Annotated in this window: 16 protein-coding genes and 1 riboswitch; of the genes, 13 read left to right on the top strand and 3 right to left on the bottom strand. The window is 51.2% G+C overall.

The annotated features are described in order from the left end of the window. Window positions 1-47: 47 nt before the first annotated feature. On the bottom strand, window positions 48-350 hold the full coding sequence (locus ALO_RS15835; RefSeq protein WP_004097800.1) for a hypothetical protein: 303 nt from the start codon (window positions 348-350) through the stop codon (window positions 48-50). Window positions 351-789: 439 nt separating this feature from the next. Here ALO_RS15835 and ALO_RS15830 point away from each other — a divergent pair, with 439 nt between their 5' ends. Both ALO_RS15830 and ALO_RS15825 read left to right on the top strand, forming a co-directional pair. Further along, on the top strand, window positions 790-1065 hold the full coding sequence (locus tag ALO_RS15830; protein ID WP_004097798.1) for a type II toxin-antitoxin system prevent-host-death family antitoxin: 276 nt from the start codon (window positions 790-792) through the stop codon (window positions 1063-1065). Window positions 1066-1104: 39 nt separating this feature from the next. Continuing rightward, window positions 1105-1353, top strand: coding sequence for a type II toxin-antitoxin system RelE/ParE family toxin (locus ALO_RS15825; RefSeq protein WP_072031864.1), 249 nt, complete (start codon window positions 1105-1107; stop codon window positions 1351-1353). A 687-nt stretch (window positions 1354-2040) separates the two neighbouring features. Here the strand turns inward: ALO_RS15825 and ALO_RS15820 are convergent. After that, window positions 2041-2388: a hypothetical protein gene (locus ALO_RS15820; protein ID WP_004097785.1), complete on the bottom strand. Its 348-nt coding sequence runs from the start codon at window positions 2386-2388 to the stop codon at window positions 2041-2043. Between the two features lie 126 nt (window positions 2389-2514). After that, window positions 2515-2646, bottom strand: a complete 132-nt coding sequence (locus tag ALO_RS23575; protein WP_274428217.1) for a hypothetical protein — start codon at window positions 2644-2646, stop codon at window positions 2515-2517. Between the two features lie 601 nt (window positions 2647-3247). On the opposite strand from ALO_RS23575, the gene ALO_RS15815 reads away from it, so the two are divergent. From ALO_RS15815 to ALO_RS15765, 11 genes are all read left to right on the top strand, one after another. Beyond that, a complete protein-coding gene (locus ALO_RS15815; protein WP_050807038.1) occupies window positions 3248-4510 on the top strand; it encodes an ATP-binding protein in 1263 nt (420 codons plus the stop codon). A gap of 266 nt (window positions 4511-4776) precedes the next feature. Beyond that, window positions 4777-5319 carry a 4Fe-4S dicluster domain-containing protein gene (locus ALO_RS15810; protein WP_004097778.1) on the top strand — a complete coding sequence of 181 codons (543 nt, stop codon included), beginning with the start codon at window positions 4777-4779 and terminating at the stop codon, window positions 5317-5319. After that, window positions 5244-6122, top strand: a complete 879-nt coding sequence (locus ALO_RS15805) for a 4Fe-4S binding protein (RefSeq protein ID WP_083821127.1) — start codon at window positions 5244-5246, stop codon at window positions 6120-6122. Before ALO_RS15810 ends, ALO_RS15805 begins: the two co-directional genes overlap by 76 nt. After that, window positions 6094-6627: a cytochrome c3 family protein gene (locus ALO_RS15800; RefSeq protein WP_004097775.1), complete on the top strand. Its 534-nt coding sequence runs from the start codon at window positions 6094-6096 to the stop codon at window positions 6625-6627. The genes ALO_RS15805 and ALO_RS15800 overlap by 29 nt, the downstream gene beginning before the upstream one ends. A 31-nt stretch (window positions 6628-6658) precedes the next feature. Beyond that, on the top strand, window positions 6659-8920 hold the full coding sequence (locus ALO_RS15795) for a nitrate reductase catalytic subunit (RefSeq protein WP_004097773.1): 2262 nt from the start codon (window positions 6659-6661) through the stop codon (window positions 8918-8920). 86 nt (window positions 8921-9006) lie between these two features. After that, on the top strand, window positions 9007-9378 hold the full coding sequence (locus ALO_RS15790) for a cytochrome c maturation protein CcmE domain-containing protein (RefSeq protein ID WP_004097771.1): 372 nt from the start codon (window positions 9007-9009) through the stop codon (window positions 9376-9378). Beyond that, window positions 9375-11561 (top strand): cytochrome c biogenesis protein CcsA, encoded by a 2187-nt coding sequence (ccsA, locus tag ALO_RS15785; RefSeq protein WP_004097769.1) that lies wholly within the window; start codon window positions 9375-9377, stop codon window positions 11559-11561. Before ALO_RS15790 ends, ccsA begins: the two co-directional genes overlap by 4 nt. A 96-nt stretch (window positions 11562-11657) precedes the next feature. Then, the gene (locus ALO_RS15780; protein WP_004097763.1) at window positions 11658-12131 is read left to right on the top strand and encodes a cytochrome c3 family protein; all 474 of its coding nucleotides are present in this window, start codon (window positions 11658-11660) and stop codon (window positions 12129-12131) included. Beyond that, window positions 12121-13422 (top strand): ammonia-forming cytochrome c nitrite reductase subunit c552, encoded by a 1302-nt coding sequence (locus tag ALO_RS15775; protein WP_004097761.1) that lies wholly within the window; start codon window positions 12121-12123, stop codon window positions 13420-13422. Before ALO_RS15780 ends, ALO_RS15775 begins: the two co-directional genes overlap by 11 nt. 89 nt (window positions 13423-13511) lie before the next feature. Next, a riboswitch (SAM riboswitch) is annotated at window positions 13512-13613 on the top strand. Window positions 13614-13798: 185 nt separating this feature from the next. After that, complete coding sequence (locus ALO_RS15770; RefSeq protein ID WP_004097759.1) at window positions 13799-14614, top strand: MetQ/NlpA family ABC transporter substrate-binding protein; 816 nt, start codon at window positions 13799-13801, stop codon at window positions 14612-14614. 170 nt (window positions 14615-14784) lie between these two features. Further along, entirely contained in the window at window positions 14785-15459 is a 675-nt protein-coding gene (locus ALO_RS15765; protein ID WP_004097757.1) for a response regulator transcription factor, read from the top strand.

The following is a 15459-nucleotide window of genomic DNA, read 5'->3' as shown; positions in this document are numbered from 1 at the left end:
ACCAATCTGTCAAACGTTCTAAATCCTCTTCTGCACGGGGGGTGATATTAACCGTGTATTTTTTGCGCTGCATTGAAGGCATCTAACTTCTCCTGAAACTTTTTATCCGATTTTTCTCTGGCTGATTCCAACGGTTGAGATTTGCCCTGACGGATTTGTGCTTCAGAAATCAAAAGGCTCTCATACATGGACAACTTGGCAAACAGACTTTTAAACGTATCGCTTCCCATAATAACCATATGCTCTTTGGAGTTTTTTGCCAACTGAACAATTTGGCCTTCTTCGATAGCAAGCCGTTCGATTTCAGTCATATTCCTTGATAAATCGGATATAGGGCGAATAGACAACATAGAGAATTCACCTACTTTTTTGAGTTGTTATTCTTAATATATCCTGGAATCAGAAATTAATCAAGAAGTTCGTGCGAAAATATTCGGAAATTTTATTTCGATTTATTCGTTATATTGGCTTCATGGGTAAGATGTGCAATATCTGGAAGAAGCAAGGGGACGCTTTGAAACCACTGAAAAGGCAGTAAAAAGAGTGTATCGCACGCTACAAACCCGCGATTTATGGGAGGCTGACTTTTTAAATAAGGGGTTTTTCAGTGGTTTCTGAACGTCCCCTCGCTTCTGCGATGACACTCCTACCTACTGGCACCGCTGGCCTGATGGCTTTCCGGCGAAAGGGCCTGACGATAAACTGACCGGCGGCGGGAGTAGTGACCGATATCAATATTATCAGGATTATGATATAATAACATTAACACAAAAAGCGGAGTGAGTATGTATGCCGGTTATCCGTCCAGTATCGGACTTGAGAAACAAAACTCCTGAAATTGAGGAAATTTGCATCAAAGAGCAAAAGCCGGTTTTTATCACCAAAAACGGCAACGGCCATTTAGTGGTCATGAGTCAAAGGCTCTATGAGGAACAGCAGGCACTCTTGGAGTTATACGAAAAACTGGATGAAGCGGAGGAACAGAGCAGAGCCGGTGAAACAATACCTTTTAATGAGGTTATGGCCGAAATAAGGAGCCGCATTCACGCCCGAACCCAAATATAAAATAAACGTTACGAAAATCGCCAGGATGATTTAACCGAAATAGTTGATTATATTGCTGATGATAGCCTAACGGCGGCTTTACAATTGGCTGATGAAATCGAACAGGCTATTTTAACCCTGGAGGAATTTCCTTATCGGGGAGCTAATCCGAAAAATCGGAGACTGGCCGCTAAAGGCTATAAAATGCTGATTGTTAATGATTATCTGGCTTTTTATGTTGTGATAGGCGATGCGGTAGAAATTCGGCGCATTGTATCCAGCCAGCAAAACTATGCGAAATTGCTTTAAGGTGTCGGGGGACGTTGACAACAATAACGGAAGCCCTTGTTCTCACGGCTTTTTTGCCTCCCTGCCGCCAGTGACGACAGGGAGGATGATCGGAATTATGTTTTCTGCCGTGCGGCGCAGGCGCACACATCTAAAAGCCCCGAATCCCCCCTTGCCCCCGCAACAAAAAAATTATGCGCCCCGGCGCGAAACGCCTGGCGCATTTTGGAATCCCCGATACTCTCCATGCTAACAGGAAGCAAAGGGTCGAAGATTTTGTCCGGTAGGGGATGGCTCTGGGTCTGGAGAACTATTCCGATAGGCAGTTTTTATCCCATAAAGAAGCGAGGGGACGCTCTTGTTGCTTCTTTTGCCATAAAGCGATAGAATAAATGGAAAATAGGAGATAGACTCTAAGGCAGGTGTGCGAGAAAAGAAAGCTCCACGGGTATTTATCAGAAATTGCCTGATGAGCCATCAAGTATTTTACCGGACGGTCAATCGATCGTTAATTTACAAAGCATGAAAAAATCGAAGCGCAATGAATGATCCGCCCAATAAAGAGGCTGGAAGGGGTCACGCAACGGCAAAATTGGCAGAGTAACGGGAATAATCCATCCCAGTATCATTTTAAAATTTAGACCGAAGCATAATGAACGTCCCCTCGCTTCTGTCCCCTCGCTTCTGCTCTGTTTGGCGTATTGCATTCTATGGGAAATCCGTAAAAGGCTTATGACCTTGCGTTTGCTTCTGCATCAAAGTGCCGAGTTCCTGACCTATGCTGCAGCTGTCCCGTATCCCTTCCCGATAAATAATTTCCGTGGCCAGGCAGGACTCAAGGCTGGTGGCGGACTCATACTCCCTCACCAGACGGAGCAGTTCCGGATTTTGTGTTTCCAGGTCATGGGCAATGGTCAGGAGCTGCGACAGGACAGTGTCGGCCCCTTTCACCGCTTTTCTGTATTCTGCATCGGCAGCGCCGGCTATTCTGAGGATTTGATCCACCCGATCTAAAACGTACTGGTCCAACGCCTGGTTTAAAATCCTGTTTAACACAATAAAACCCCCTATACTCAGACTGCGGCATACACTGCCGTGCTGCCGTCAGTTTTTTTATAGGGGGAAATTAAAGACGCATGCGAGGGTTTTTGATCCTACACATGCGCCTTGCTTCATCGTCTGCTAAGTCCCTGACAGCAATAAGCCGGGCACATCCGGCTTTTCAACGGAAAGGCGCTCAAGGGTATAAGAATTGCCTTCCCGCTGATCATTGTTACAGGGCTCGGCTCCGTCATCTGCTGCGTGAAGTCGCACAGCCTGATCCCCTGAGGACATTCCTGTATACTCTGCCTCGCTTGTGTTCAAGCGGGAGGCATTGTATAATAGAAATGTCGTCGTGGACAGCCTGGCTGTTATGTGTAGGTGCCTAACCACCTGCGCGTGCCTCGGGAGTGTTACCGCACTTCCAGGTCACGGCGACTTTAATTTCCACCTATTTCTTATTATAGCGCATTTCGGGTGAATTGCAAGTAACGTAAACGATGCCGGCAGGGCATGTTCATGAAAGAAATCAAGGCAGATGTCAGGGACGGGGTTGTTGACAGCAGTAGACGCTGGAGACCGTTTCCCTTTTGGCATATCAGTGACACCAGGGACGATCACCGTTTGACACCTTGTTTTGTAAAACTGTTCTTCCGGCAAGACTTGTAAATGAGTATATTGCAAGTCTTGCCCTTTTTCTATCTTTGGATATCAAAGATTTCTTGTTGAATAACTGGTAAAGATGAGCCGCCAACCTAATTTCAGGATCAGCGGCTTAAATTTTGGGTAATTACTTGACAAAGTACATTAATTAAGGATAATATAAAATTGAATTTTTGATTTGCATAAAAATTTTATTGAGAGGTATAACGCTGTGTATATCAAACGGAAAATAGAAGATACCATACTAAAGACCTCAAATACATTTCCCGTACTGCTTTTAACGGGGCCAAGACAAGCGGGCAAGACTACGTTATTGGAACAGCTTGCGGATAGCGACAGGAAGTATGTTACGCTTGACGACCCTGCCGATCGTATGTTTGCCAAAGAAGAACCACAGGCTTTCTTAGAACGGTACAGTTCTCCGGTTATAATTGACGAAATTCAATATGTGCCTGAACTCCTTCCTTATATTAAGATTGCAGTTGACAGGAATAAAAATAACGGCAGCTATTGGCTGACTGGCTCACAGATGTTTCACATGATGAAAAACGTATCCGAAAGCCTTGCCGGACGTGTTGGAATAGTAAACTTATTTGGACTTTCCGGCAATGAAATTACGGGCAATCTTTTTGGTGCATATAAAAGCGACAAAGACGAACTCACAAAAAAAATCAATACAGCAAAACCTATGACATTGGTTGAAATTTTTAAGCGTATTCACAGGGGCGGGATGCCAAGGGTTTACGAGCAGCCAGACGTAGACTTAGGCAAATACTTTTCTTCCTATGTCCAAACCTACATAAGCCGTGATATTAGAGAACTTACACAAGTTGCTGATGAGCTTGCCTTCTATCGTTTCCTATGTGTTGTGGCGGCAAGGACGGGTTCTATGGTCAACTATGAAGCGTTGGCAAAAGAGACGGAAATTTCAGCGCCTACGGCTAAACAGTGGCTATCTATATTAGTTTCTTCCGGCATCATAATATTGATAGAGCCGTACCATAACAACGCCCTGAAGCGTGTGGTTAAATCGCCTCGCATGTATTTTATGGATACAGGTCTGGCAGCGTACCTGACCCGCTGGGGCAGTCCTGATGTGTTGGAATCAGGGGCTATGGCAGGGGCATTCTTTGAGACCTATGTTGTTTCGGAAATATATAAAAGTTTTATCAATTTGGGGCAGCAACCGCCGCTGTTTTTTTACAGAGATAGCAATACCAAAGAAATTGATTTGATTATTTGGCAAGATGGTACCCTTTATCCCATTGAGATTAAAAAGAGTTCCAATCCATCGGGAGCAACTAAAAATTTCAATGCGCTTAACCCTGTCACAGACGAAAAAAATTTCGATGAAATGTCAAGGCACTTAAAAATGAAAATCGGAACAGGGAGCGTTATCTGCCTTGCAAATAATTTGCGTCCTGTCCAAGGCTCAAAAGGAGATAATTGGGTTGTGCCGGTGTGGCTAATATAAATGCAGAAAACTTATCTTAAAGCAAAAAACAAACAGCGGAGCAGCGGACAACATTAAGTTCGCCGCTTCGCTGTTTGTTGCTTATCTATCTGAAAATTTAATAATTTCGTAAGGATTTTGTAAGAGCTATTTAAGCTGAACCGGTTAAGATGTAGGTAGCATGGAGGACGGGTAACAGAGGCTGTTGCCGGCGGAATAGCTTGAAGCAGGTTTTGCCGCCGTTGGTGCGTGCATTGGGAAAAACCTGCTTTGCGGAGGGGTTTCTTATGGAAAGGGGTGTCAAAGCAGCCTTGTTTATTGGCGGTATTGTCGCGCTGGCGCTGGGCGGCTTCAGCGGCCGTAAGGCAAAGTCCGGCCTGATCCGGCCACCCGGTGCGGTTGATGAGGCGTTATTCTTATCGACTTGTCTCCGCTGCGGGCAGTGTGCTCAGGTTTGCCCGCAAAAGGCGATCAGGATCGGATATGGTGATAAAGGGATTTCCCTTGGTACTCCTTATATTGAACCGAGGCAGGCGGCCTGCAACCTATGCATGGACTGCGCCAGGGTGTGCCCCAGCAGGGCGCTGCGGGAAACCGCCAAAGAAAATGTCCGGATGGGGCTGGCGGAAATCAACCAGGACGCCTGCCTGGCCTGGCAGGGAGACGAATGTAAAATCTGTTACACCAGTTGTCCATTTTTCAACAGGGCGATTCAGCTTGAAGATCATAAACGGCCGGTAGTGAACAGGAACGTATGCGCAGGCTGCGGGATCTGCGAGTACGTATGTATTGCCAGTCCGGCGGCGGTAACGGTGAAAGCGGGGCGGTAGGCTTGCGGAATTTGCGCTTATGGCGGCGGGTTGTTCAGCTTACGGCGGCGGGACTGATGACCGCTCCCGGCTGGTGGCCGGACAATCCGGTGTGGCTGGGAACCTATATTTCCTCACGCTTTTGCGGCATTGCCCTCACCGATCCGCTGGCCGCCCTTGAGGTTGCCATAGCAGGTAAAGCGGTTGTTTGGCCGCTGCTATGGTCTGCGGTCCCCCTGATTCTGGCGGCGGCGGTGCTGGGGCGCATCTTTTGCGGCTGGATCTGCCCGCTCAATACGGCATTTGAGATCGCCGGCTCCTTCCGCAGAAAGCCCCAAAGGGCACTGGCGGGCAATTGGCAGCCCTACTGGCTGCTTGGCGGATTTTTAACCGCTTCGGCGCTGATTGGCCTGCCCGTTTTCACCCTTATTTCACCGATCGGGATACTGAGCAGGACCATCGCGTTTGGGGCGGGATTTGAAGCAGTTTTTGTAGTCTTTCTCGTTTGCCTGGAACTCTGGTATTCCCGGAAGGCATGGTGCAAAAAAGTTTGCCCGGTGGGCGCCCTTTACGGATTGCTAAGCCGGTTCAGGCGCTGCCGGATATCCCTGGACACGGCGCGATGTACCCGCTGCGGCGCATGTTATGCGGCCTGCGGCATGGGCGTCGATATTGGCAGCCCCGGGAAGCTGGCAGTTATGAACTGCAGCAATTGCGGCGACTGCATTGCCGCCTGTCCTGAACATGCCGTAAGCTACCAATGGATAAAAAGGCGGAAAGGAGGCGCTGCCAAGCATGAACCTTTTGAGAGCCATAGCAGGTAAAGAAAAACTGACCGGACAGAATTTGCTGATTTTGGGATGCGCCGCTGTACTCTTTCTTCTCTTTACCGCCTGGTCTGTCGGCTATACTTCCCGGTCCGAATTCTGCGGCGCATGCCATGAAATGACGCCGATGCAGAAAACCTGGCAGGAATCATCGCACAAAGCCGTGGCTTGTATTGACTGCCATTCCGAGCCTGGGTTCAAGGGGGTTGTTAAGGCCAAAGCCAAGGGGCTGAAGGATGTGTGGTTTCATGTGGCAGGGAAAACGGCCGGCATCAAAGCCGACGAACGGGATATAAACTGCTATTCCTGCCATCAGGACAAGGTGAAGACCAATGTGGAAAAAGCGCTGGCTGCCAGGGATCCCCATAGCAAAAAGCACTTTGATAACGGCATGACCTGTGTTTCCTGTCATGCCGGGATCGTACACGATGCCAGGCTGAATCATGCGGTCCCGAACCGGGATACCTGCACCAGCTGTCATCTTGATCAAATGAAGAAATGATCCGAATTTTTTCCGGGAGGGAAAAATAAAAATGAAATTTTCACGCCGGGATTTTCTAAAGTCGATTGCTGTGGCGGCAGCGATGACCGGCTCCGGCTGTTCTTTTGACGCCGGCGGCGGCAAAATGCAGGGACCCACGTCGCAGCAAGACGTCGAGCAATGGGTCAAGGGCGTGTGCCGCTACTGCGGAACGGGATGCGGCGTTCTCTCCGGCGTCAGTAAAGGAAAGATCGTTGCCGTTAAAGGCGACCCGGATTGTGCGGTCAATAAGGGGAAACTGTGCGTCAAGGGAATCCTTCTGCCCAAGATCATGGACACGGAGGACCGCCTGCTCCATCCGTTAATCAGGAAAAATGGCCGGCTTGTCCGTGCAACCTGGGATGAGGCGCTGGATCTTGTCGCCGCTAAATTCAAGGAAGCGATATCGCAGTATGGACCGGATTCGGTAGCATATTACGGCTCCGGGCAGAATTACGCCGAGGAAGCCTATTTAGCCAATAAGCTGTTCAAAGGCTGCATCGGCACCAATAATATCGACGGCAACCCCCGTACCTGCATGGCCAGCGCGGTCGCCGGCTATACTACGACTTTCGGCAAGGATGAGCCGATGGGGACATACGCGGATATCGAACAGGCCGATGTATTCTTTATTATTGGCGCGAATATGGCGGAAGCGCATCCGATACTGTATTCACGGCTGGTAGACCGGAAGAACGGCAATCCCGATGTAAAGGTCATTGTCGTAGACCCGCGCCGCACCCGCACCGCCGACATAGCGGATGTCCTGCTGCAGTTTGTGCCCGGGACCGACCTGGCTCTGCTCAACAGCATGGCCTATGTGATCATCGAGGAAAATCTCGTGGACCGGGATTTTGTCGCCAACCACACGAATTTTATGCAGGGCGAGAAAAAAATTAGCTTTGACGAATTCAAAAGCTTTATCGCCGATTATGCCCCGGAAAAAGCGGCAGGCATTTGCGGCCTGCCGGCGGAACAAATCCGCGCGGTGGCAAGATTGTTTGCCGCCAAGGGCCGGAATACCATGTCGATGTGGACTATGGGCCTCAACCAGCGGATTCGCGGCACCTGGGCCAACAATCTGGTACATAACCTGCATCTGTTGACGGGAAAAATCTGCAAGCCCGGCAACACGCCCTTCTCACTGACCGGCCAGCCCAGCGCCTGCGGCAGCATTCGCGAGGTGGGAGCCCTGTCGCATCTTCTTCCCGCCCACCGGGTGGTAGCGAATGCCAAACACCGGGAAGAAGTCGCCAGGGTGTGGGGGGTAGATCCTGCTAAGATGAGCCCCAAGCCGGGATATCACACGATTGAAATGTTCCGGGCCGCTGCTGACGGCAGACTGAAAGCTCTCTGGGTGGTCTGCACCAACCCCGGGCAGTCGCTGCCGAATCTTGAGCTTTACCGCCAGGGAATGGAAAAGACCTTCCTGGTTGTTTCCGAGACGTATCATCCCACGCGGACCAGCGAACTGGCCGATGTGGTTCTGCCGTCGGCTTTGTGGATGGAAAAGGAAGGGATCTACGGCAATGGCGAAAGGCGAACGCAGCATATTGCCAAAGCCGTTGAACCCCCCGGTGAAGCGAAGCCCGATGTCTGGCACCTGATGGAAGTCGCCAAACGGCTTGGCTTTGAAAAATTTTTTGCCTATAAGGATACCGAAGAGATATGGGAAGAATACAGGAAACTGACGGTCGGGACGAAGATGGACTTACCGCCGTACTCCCGGCTCAGAAAGGAGCATGGCCTGACCTGGCCGGTGCCGGACCCTGACGGGCCGGAAACGTATATCCGCTATGCCGCGCCCTATGATCCGTTTGTAAAAGAGGGCATAAACTTTTACGGCAAGCCCGACGGCAGGGCGGTCATCTTCGCCAGGCCCCAGTCCAATGCCCAGGAGATGCCGGACAGTGAATATCCCTTCTTTTTCTCTACCGGGCGGATTCTCGAACACTGGCATACAGCCACCATGACCATGAATGTGCCGGAAATAAAGCGGGCGATGCCGGAAATGTACGTAGAACTGAATGCAGACGATGCGGCCCAAATAGGAGTAAAAGATAATGATTATGTTCATATTACTTCCCGCCGCGGCCAATGCCGCCTTAAGGCGAAAATAGACGGCCGGGGGCAGCCGCGGCCCGGGATGGCGTGGGCGCCTTTCCACGATACCGAAATATCCAGGATGATCAACTTTGTGACCATTGATGCTTTTGATGATATATCCAAACAGCCGGAGTACAAAATCTGCGCCGTAAAAATTGAAAGAGCCTGAAGCGGCTTCTCCGCTGGCATCTCTGCGGAAAGAGCGCTTGAAATGCCCGATATTAACGCCCGGTGAGGACCGGAAGGAGCAAACAAATGAAAAGACGCCATCTGGTTGGTTTAGCCGTTATTGCCCTGTTTGTTGTTTATAGCGCCGTCACTTTCAGCAGCGCCCTTACTCCCTATGTCACTTTTTCGCAGGCAAAAAGCGTGAACGGCACGGTTCAGGTCAGGGGAGTATTGATCAACGACCAAATCAGCGTTTTGGATAACGGCAGGAAGATTCAGTTTACCCTGCGGGACGAAGCCGGTGAGGCAATGCCTGTCACATACGGTGGCGTTAAGCCTGATGGGCTTGCGCAGGCAAGCAGCATCGTGGCTGTCGGGAAAGTTTCGGACGGTCAGTTTTACGCCGAAAAGCTGCTGGTGAAGTGTCCTTCAAAATATCAGGGGAGCGTGAAGAAATGACCGGCTTTGCTGCCTTATTTTTAGCCCTTGTCATAACCGGGATAGCGGCTTTCTGCTATTTTAACGCCCATTTTGCCCGGATAACGGGACGGACAGAGAAAACAAGCCGCTGTGCGCTGTATTATCAGGCCTCGGCAGCCTGTATCGCGGCAGCGGCCGCCTATCTGCTATTTATTATCCTGACCGACCGGTTTCAGTTTGCCTATGTTTTTGGGTATTCTGCCAGGGATTTGCCTTTGGTCTATAAAATATCGGCATTTTGGGCCGGGCAGGAAGGCTCATTTATGCTGTGGCTGTTGTTTCACGCCCTGTTTGGTGTCATTATGTCCCGGAAGGGCTCCTGCCCTCCCGGAACGATGGCGGTATACTGTCTGGTCCAAATCGTGCTGACCATCGTTCTTCTCGCCAAAAGCCCCTTTATGATGCTGACCGGGGTCCGCGCCGACGGGGCCGGCCTCAATCCGCTCCTGCAGGACCCCTGGATGGCGGTGCATCCTCCGGTCATCTTTTTGGGTTATGCCGGCCTTGCCGTGCCGTTTGCCTATGCGCTCGGCGGACTGCTGGCCAGCAATCACCGGGACTGGCTCCGTCCGGCCCTGGCCTGGACTCTTATGGCCTGGGCCATGTTAGGGGCGGGTATTTTCATCGGCGGTTTCTGGGCCTATAAGGTGCTGGGATGGGGCGGATACTGGGCCTGGGACCCGGTCGAAAATTCATCCCTCGTTCCCTGGCTGGTCTGCGGCGCCCTGATTCATGTCCTGATTATTGCCCGGCTGCGGCCTGCGGCGGTGAAACCGGCATATTTTGCGGCGATCTCCGCCTTTGTCCTGGTTTTGTACGGCACCTTCCTGACCCGGAGCGGCGTGCTCAGCAATTTTTCCACTCACTCTTTCGCCGATGAAGGGGTAGGCGGCTTATTGGCCGGATTAGTCATGATCGTTGTCGTGGCCTCTCTCATCCTGCTGATTGTCCGGTGGCCCGGCCTGCCGGAAGGCGAAATTTATCCGGCCCTTAAAAGCCGCGAGTTTTTGACGGCGGCCGGGGCGCTTGCACTTTCGGCCATTGCCGTACTGGTCTTAATCGGTATGTCAACACCCCTGATTACCATGCTGATCAATCAGCCGCAAAGTGTAAGCGCCGATTTCTATAACAGCACATCGCTGCCGCTGGCGATGTTCCTGATGTTGTTTTTGACCATGGCTCCCATGGTAAGCTGGGGTGAAACTAAGGAAAACCTCATAAAAAAATACTGGTGGCTGGTCTTGCTGGGGCATTTGAGCCTGTTGCCGGGAATACTGGCCGGCTTCCGCCACCCGGTTATGCTTGCCGTCGCGGGCCTGTCGGTAACCGCGCTGTTTATCAATCTGGCAGGATTGAGAAAGGTCAATCTGGCGGCCGGGCTCACTCATGCGGGTGTGGCGGTTGCTTTGATCGGCATCCTGGCCTCATCAGCGGCAAGCCGGTCGGTGATCGTCAGTTTTGAACCGGGAGAAACCCAGGCTGTTTTTGGACGCCAGGTAACCTATCCGGGTATCGAGCCGGCTGAGGACGGGAAGGGATTTTATCAGCCTTTCCAGCTTGATGGACGGGAAGTGGTGAAGGCCTATACCAAATTCGACCGGGAGGGGCGTCCGGCTGTGCGGGAGCCGGGGATATTCCGCGAAACTTTAGGCGATCTTTACTTTGCGCCGGCAGCGCGAGACGAGCATGACTCCGTCACCGAACTGATTCTCGACCGCGGCGATGAGCAGGACGGGGCCGGCCTTACGGTAAAGTTCCTGCAATCCGGCATGAACGGGAATAATATGCAAAATGTGCGGGCATACGCTTTGCTGGAGGTATCCGGGAACGGGAAAAGAGAAGAGGTAAAACCGGAGCTGTTTTACGCCGATGGCCAGTTTCAAGCCTTACCGGTAAAGGCGCTTGGATCTTATGAGGTAAGCCTGCTGGGCGTGAACACTTCCCAGGGAAAAGTGAAAATAGGCGTTAAAAACCTGGAGACGGTAAAACCGGACAAAATAGATGTCGAGATCAGCTACAAGCCGTTAATTGGTTTGGTTTGGTTAGGAACCTTCATCGTTGTCGCCGGCACTTTATGGGCAGGGCTGAGCCGAGCCGGAAAAGTATCGGCGGCCAAGGCGGCGCAAGCTTTATCGGCGCCGGAAAAATCGAGCCGGACATAGTTCCGCCAGAGGCCGGATGCTTTAATAGTTGAATGGGGTCCGGTCCTTTTGCCGGGACTTTAGTGATGCCCGAATTTTGCGGAGAGGAGGGATACTTTGGACACGGGTCAATATTTAAACCGCCATGCGCTTAAATTGATGGCCGTCGGATTCGGCATTGCGGTTTTAGGCATGGCTGTCTCAGCCGCAGGGTATACGTATGCGGAATCTCCCGCATTCTGTGGAAGCTGCCATTCCATGGAGCATGCATATACTACCTGGCAGGCATCGAACCACAAACAGATTGCCTGCAGCGAATGCCATCTGCCGCACAGCAGCATGACCACAAAAATGTTCGCCAAGATCAGGACCGGGATGAAGGATGTGTATCATGAGACGGTAAGGGATTATCCGGCGGCCATTACCGTATCGGCCCAGGGAAAAGAGTATATTGCGGACAATTGCCTGCGCTGCCACCAGTCTACCGTGGAAAATACCAAAATGGCGGCTGGCGGACAGGACTGCGGCAAGTGTCATCGCGGCCTGGTTCACGGCATGAACAAAGGCAAGGGAGGGATTCATGTTGAATAGCTTGAACAAAATGCAAAAAGCTTTAATTGCTTTGTTATGCGGGCTGCTGCTTTTCTTTGGGTTTGTTATCCTGCGGACCGGGGTGAGCCGGCCTGCATCCACCGTCAAGCTGGGCAAAGTTGCGGCGGGGGAATATGATCCGGCGGTATGGGGGCAGTATTACCCCCTGCAATATGCAAGCTTCCAGAAAAATAGCGAAATGGCGCCCTCTCCCGGCGGCTTTGGCGGCAGCCTGAAGACGCAGAACTCCGAACGGCAGCCGGAGATTCTGGCCAATTTTAAAGGAATGCCGTTCAGCATTGACTATACGGAAGACCGGGGCCATGTTTTCACGCTGGAAGACTTGAAGGAAACTAAACGGGTTAACGATAAATCCCCCGGCGCGTGTATATCCTGCAAAACGCCTTATATTGAAAAGCTCTTCCAGGAGAAGGGCTGGAGTTACGGCAAGGTGCCGTTGCGGGAGCTCCTGGCGCAAACGCCGGAGCATGGCTATATCAGCTGCGCCAACTGTCATGATCCCGCCACGATGGATCTCCGGGTGATCCAGCCGGCGTTTATCGAGGCCCAGCAGCGCCGCGGCATTGATGTGACCAAGGCGACACGTGAGGAAATGCGGACTTACGTCTGCGCCCAATGTCATGTCGAATACCATTTTGAGCCCGGAACTTCCCGGGTTGTCTTCCCCTGGGATAAGGGCCTGAAACCGGAGCAGATGTATGAGATGTACGCAACCAAACCGGGCGGGTTTGCCCAGGACTGGCAGCATCCCGACTCCAAGGCCGCGATGCTGAAGGTGCAGCATCCTGAGTTTGAAACCTGGGCAACCGGTGTTCACGGTCAGGCGGGGGTTTCCTGCGCCGACTGCCATATGCCTTATATGCGGCAAGACGGGCAGAAGTATACTTCCCACTGGATGACCAGTCCGCTCAAACACCTCGACGCTTCCTGCGGAACATGCCATACCCAGGGCGCCGCCTGGCTGGAGGAGCGCGTTAAGACGATACAGAATCATACCTGGCAGCTCCAGCACAGCGCCGGCTTAGTAGTGTCAAAAGCCCACGAAGCGATTAAAAAAGCGGCTGCGGTCCCCAATGTGGACCAGGCCGAATTGGCCCAAGCCCGCGAATTGGTCCGTAAAGCTCAATGGTATTGGGATTTTGTCGCTGCTGAAAACGGCATGGGCTTCCATAATCCCGATCAGGCGCTTCATACCTGCGGCCAGGCAATCGATCTGGGTTACAAAGCAATTGAGTCGGCCAACAAAGCCGCCGGCATCGAGCTCTTTTAAGGTGTATGACGGTGACTGAGTTCAGCGAAAAAAGTTGCCATTGACACCTTAAATAATTAATGGTATGATCATAATCAATTCAATACATGCTCTTATCTAGAGTGGTCGAGGGACTGGCCCGATGACGCCCGGCAACCGGCAGCAATGCGGTGGTGCTAATTCCAGCAGGAGAATATCCTGGAAGATGAGAGAAAGGTTTAGTCTGCGTTATGGACCCCTTTCCTCGGAAAGGGGTCTTAATTTTTTACAGGGAGAGGATTCATGGCAGATCTGCAGTTTGGCTGATCAAACAACTGCAGGCGGGATAAACTCATAAAAATACAAAATAGACCTATTAAGGGGCAGTTTAAAATCTATAAACAGGAGAGTGGAAAAAATGAAAAAATCAATCCTTGCTTTGTTAGTCATTCTGGCCGTGAGCCTGGTGGCTGCCGGTTGCGGCGGTAAAGACACCGCCAATCAGCCGGACAAGAAGCCGGTCGTAAAAGTCGGCGCTACCGCGGTTCCTCATGCTGAAATTTTGCAGTTTATCAAACCTTCTTTGGAAAAAGAAGGGATTCAATTGGAAATCGTGGAATTCAGCGATTATGTCCGTCCCAATGTTGCCTTGGCTGAAAAGGAATTAGATGCCAATTTTTTTCAACACGTGCCTTACTTAGAGAAGTTTAGTGCCGAGCGCAACCTGGCCTTAACCTATACGGCTAAAGTCCATATTGAGCCGATGGGGATTTATTCTAAAAAAATAAAAGATATTAAAGAGCTGACTCAGGGCGCCGTTGTCGCCATTCCCAACGATCCGACCAATGGCGGCCGCGCTCTGGCGATTCTGGCCAAGGCCGGGCTCATCACCCTGAAAGATGGCGTAGGCATCAGCGGTACCGTCAAAGATATCACTAATAACCCCAAAGAGTTAAAGATCCGGGAACTGGAAGCCGCCATGCTGCCCCGGTCCCTTGACGATGCAGCCATCGCGGTGATCAACACCAATTACGCCTTGGAAGCGAATCTGGTTCCGGCGAAAGACGCTCTGGTCCTGGAATCCAAAGATTCTCCCTATGCCAATGTGCTGGCCGTCCGCAAAGGCGACGAAACCAGGCCGGAAATCGTAAAATTGTCGAAAGCCCTGACTTCACCGGAAGTCAAAAAGTTTATTGAGGAAAAATATAAAGGAGCTATTGTTTCCGCATTCTAAGCAATAGCCTGTAATATCAAATTTTTTGGCCAACCGGCGAATTTGCCTGTTGGCCTTTTTTATTTAGACAGAAAAAAGCTCTGCAAAAAGCAGACTTTTTTCTTGTTTATCGCCATACTAAGGATATGATGAATCCAAAGGCAGGGCCTGTAGAAAAAGGAGATTGTAAGATGCGCATTCTGGTGGTGGAAGATGATCACGTTTTGCGAGAGGCTATTGTCGCTTTGCTGACGGAAGAAGACTATATTGTCGAAGAAGCGGCTGCCGGCGATGAAGGGATGTATATGGCCGAGCAGGCCGTCCATGACTTATTGATATTAGATATCATGCTGCCCGAAATCAGCGGACTGGAGATTGTAAAAAAGCTGCGGAGCGCCGGCGGCTCTGTGCCCATCTTGCTCCTGACGGCCCGGGACAGTGTGGACGATCGGGTGATGGGTCTGGAGTCAGGGGCCGATGACTACTTGGTAAAGCCTTTTGCCATCCGGGAACTGCTGGCCAGGATTAAGGCTTTGCTGCGGCGCAGCGGCAGTCTGGATATGGAAGGCGAATTAAGTTACGGCGGCATCTCGCTGAACAGTAAAACACGGGACGGCTGCGCGGCGGATCATCCTTTGGGCTTGACCACCAAAGAATATGATGTCCTGGAATTTTTGATCCTCAACCGGGAGCAGATTTTAACCAGAGAGCAGATGTTTGACCGGATCTGGGGGTTTGATTCCGACACGACCATCAGTATCGTCGATTTATATATTCATTATTTAAGAAAGAAGCTGGCCCCCCATGGTTTAGACTCTCTGATCCAGACTGTACGGGGCGCCGGCTTTATGCTAAAGGAGAAATAG

Origin of the sequence: Acetonema longum DSM 6540, assembly GCF_000219125.1 — a bacterium.
GTDB lineage: Bacteria > Bacillota > Negativicutes > Sporomusales > Acetonemataceae > Acetonema > Acetonema longum.
The sequence above is the reverse complement of the archived record's forward strand: the minus strand, read 5'-3'. Positions and strand labels throughout refer to the sequence as shown.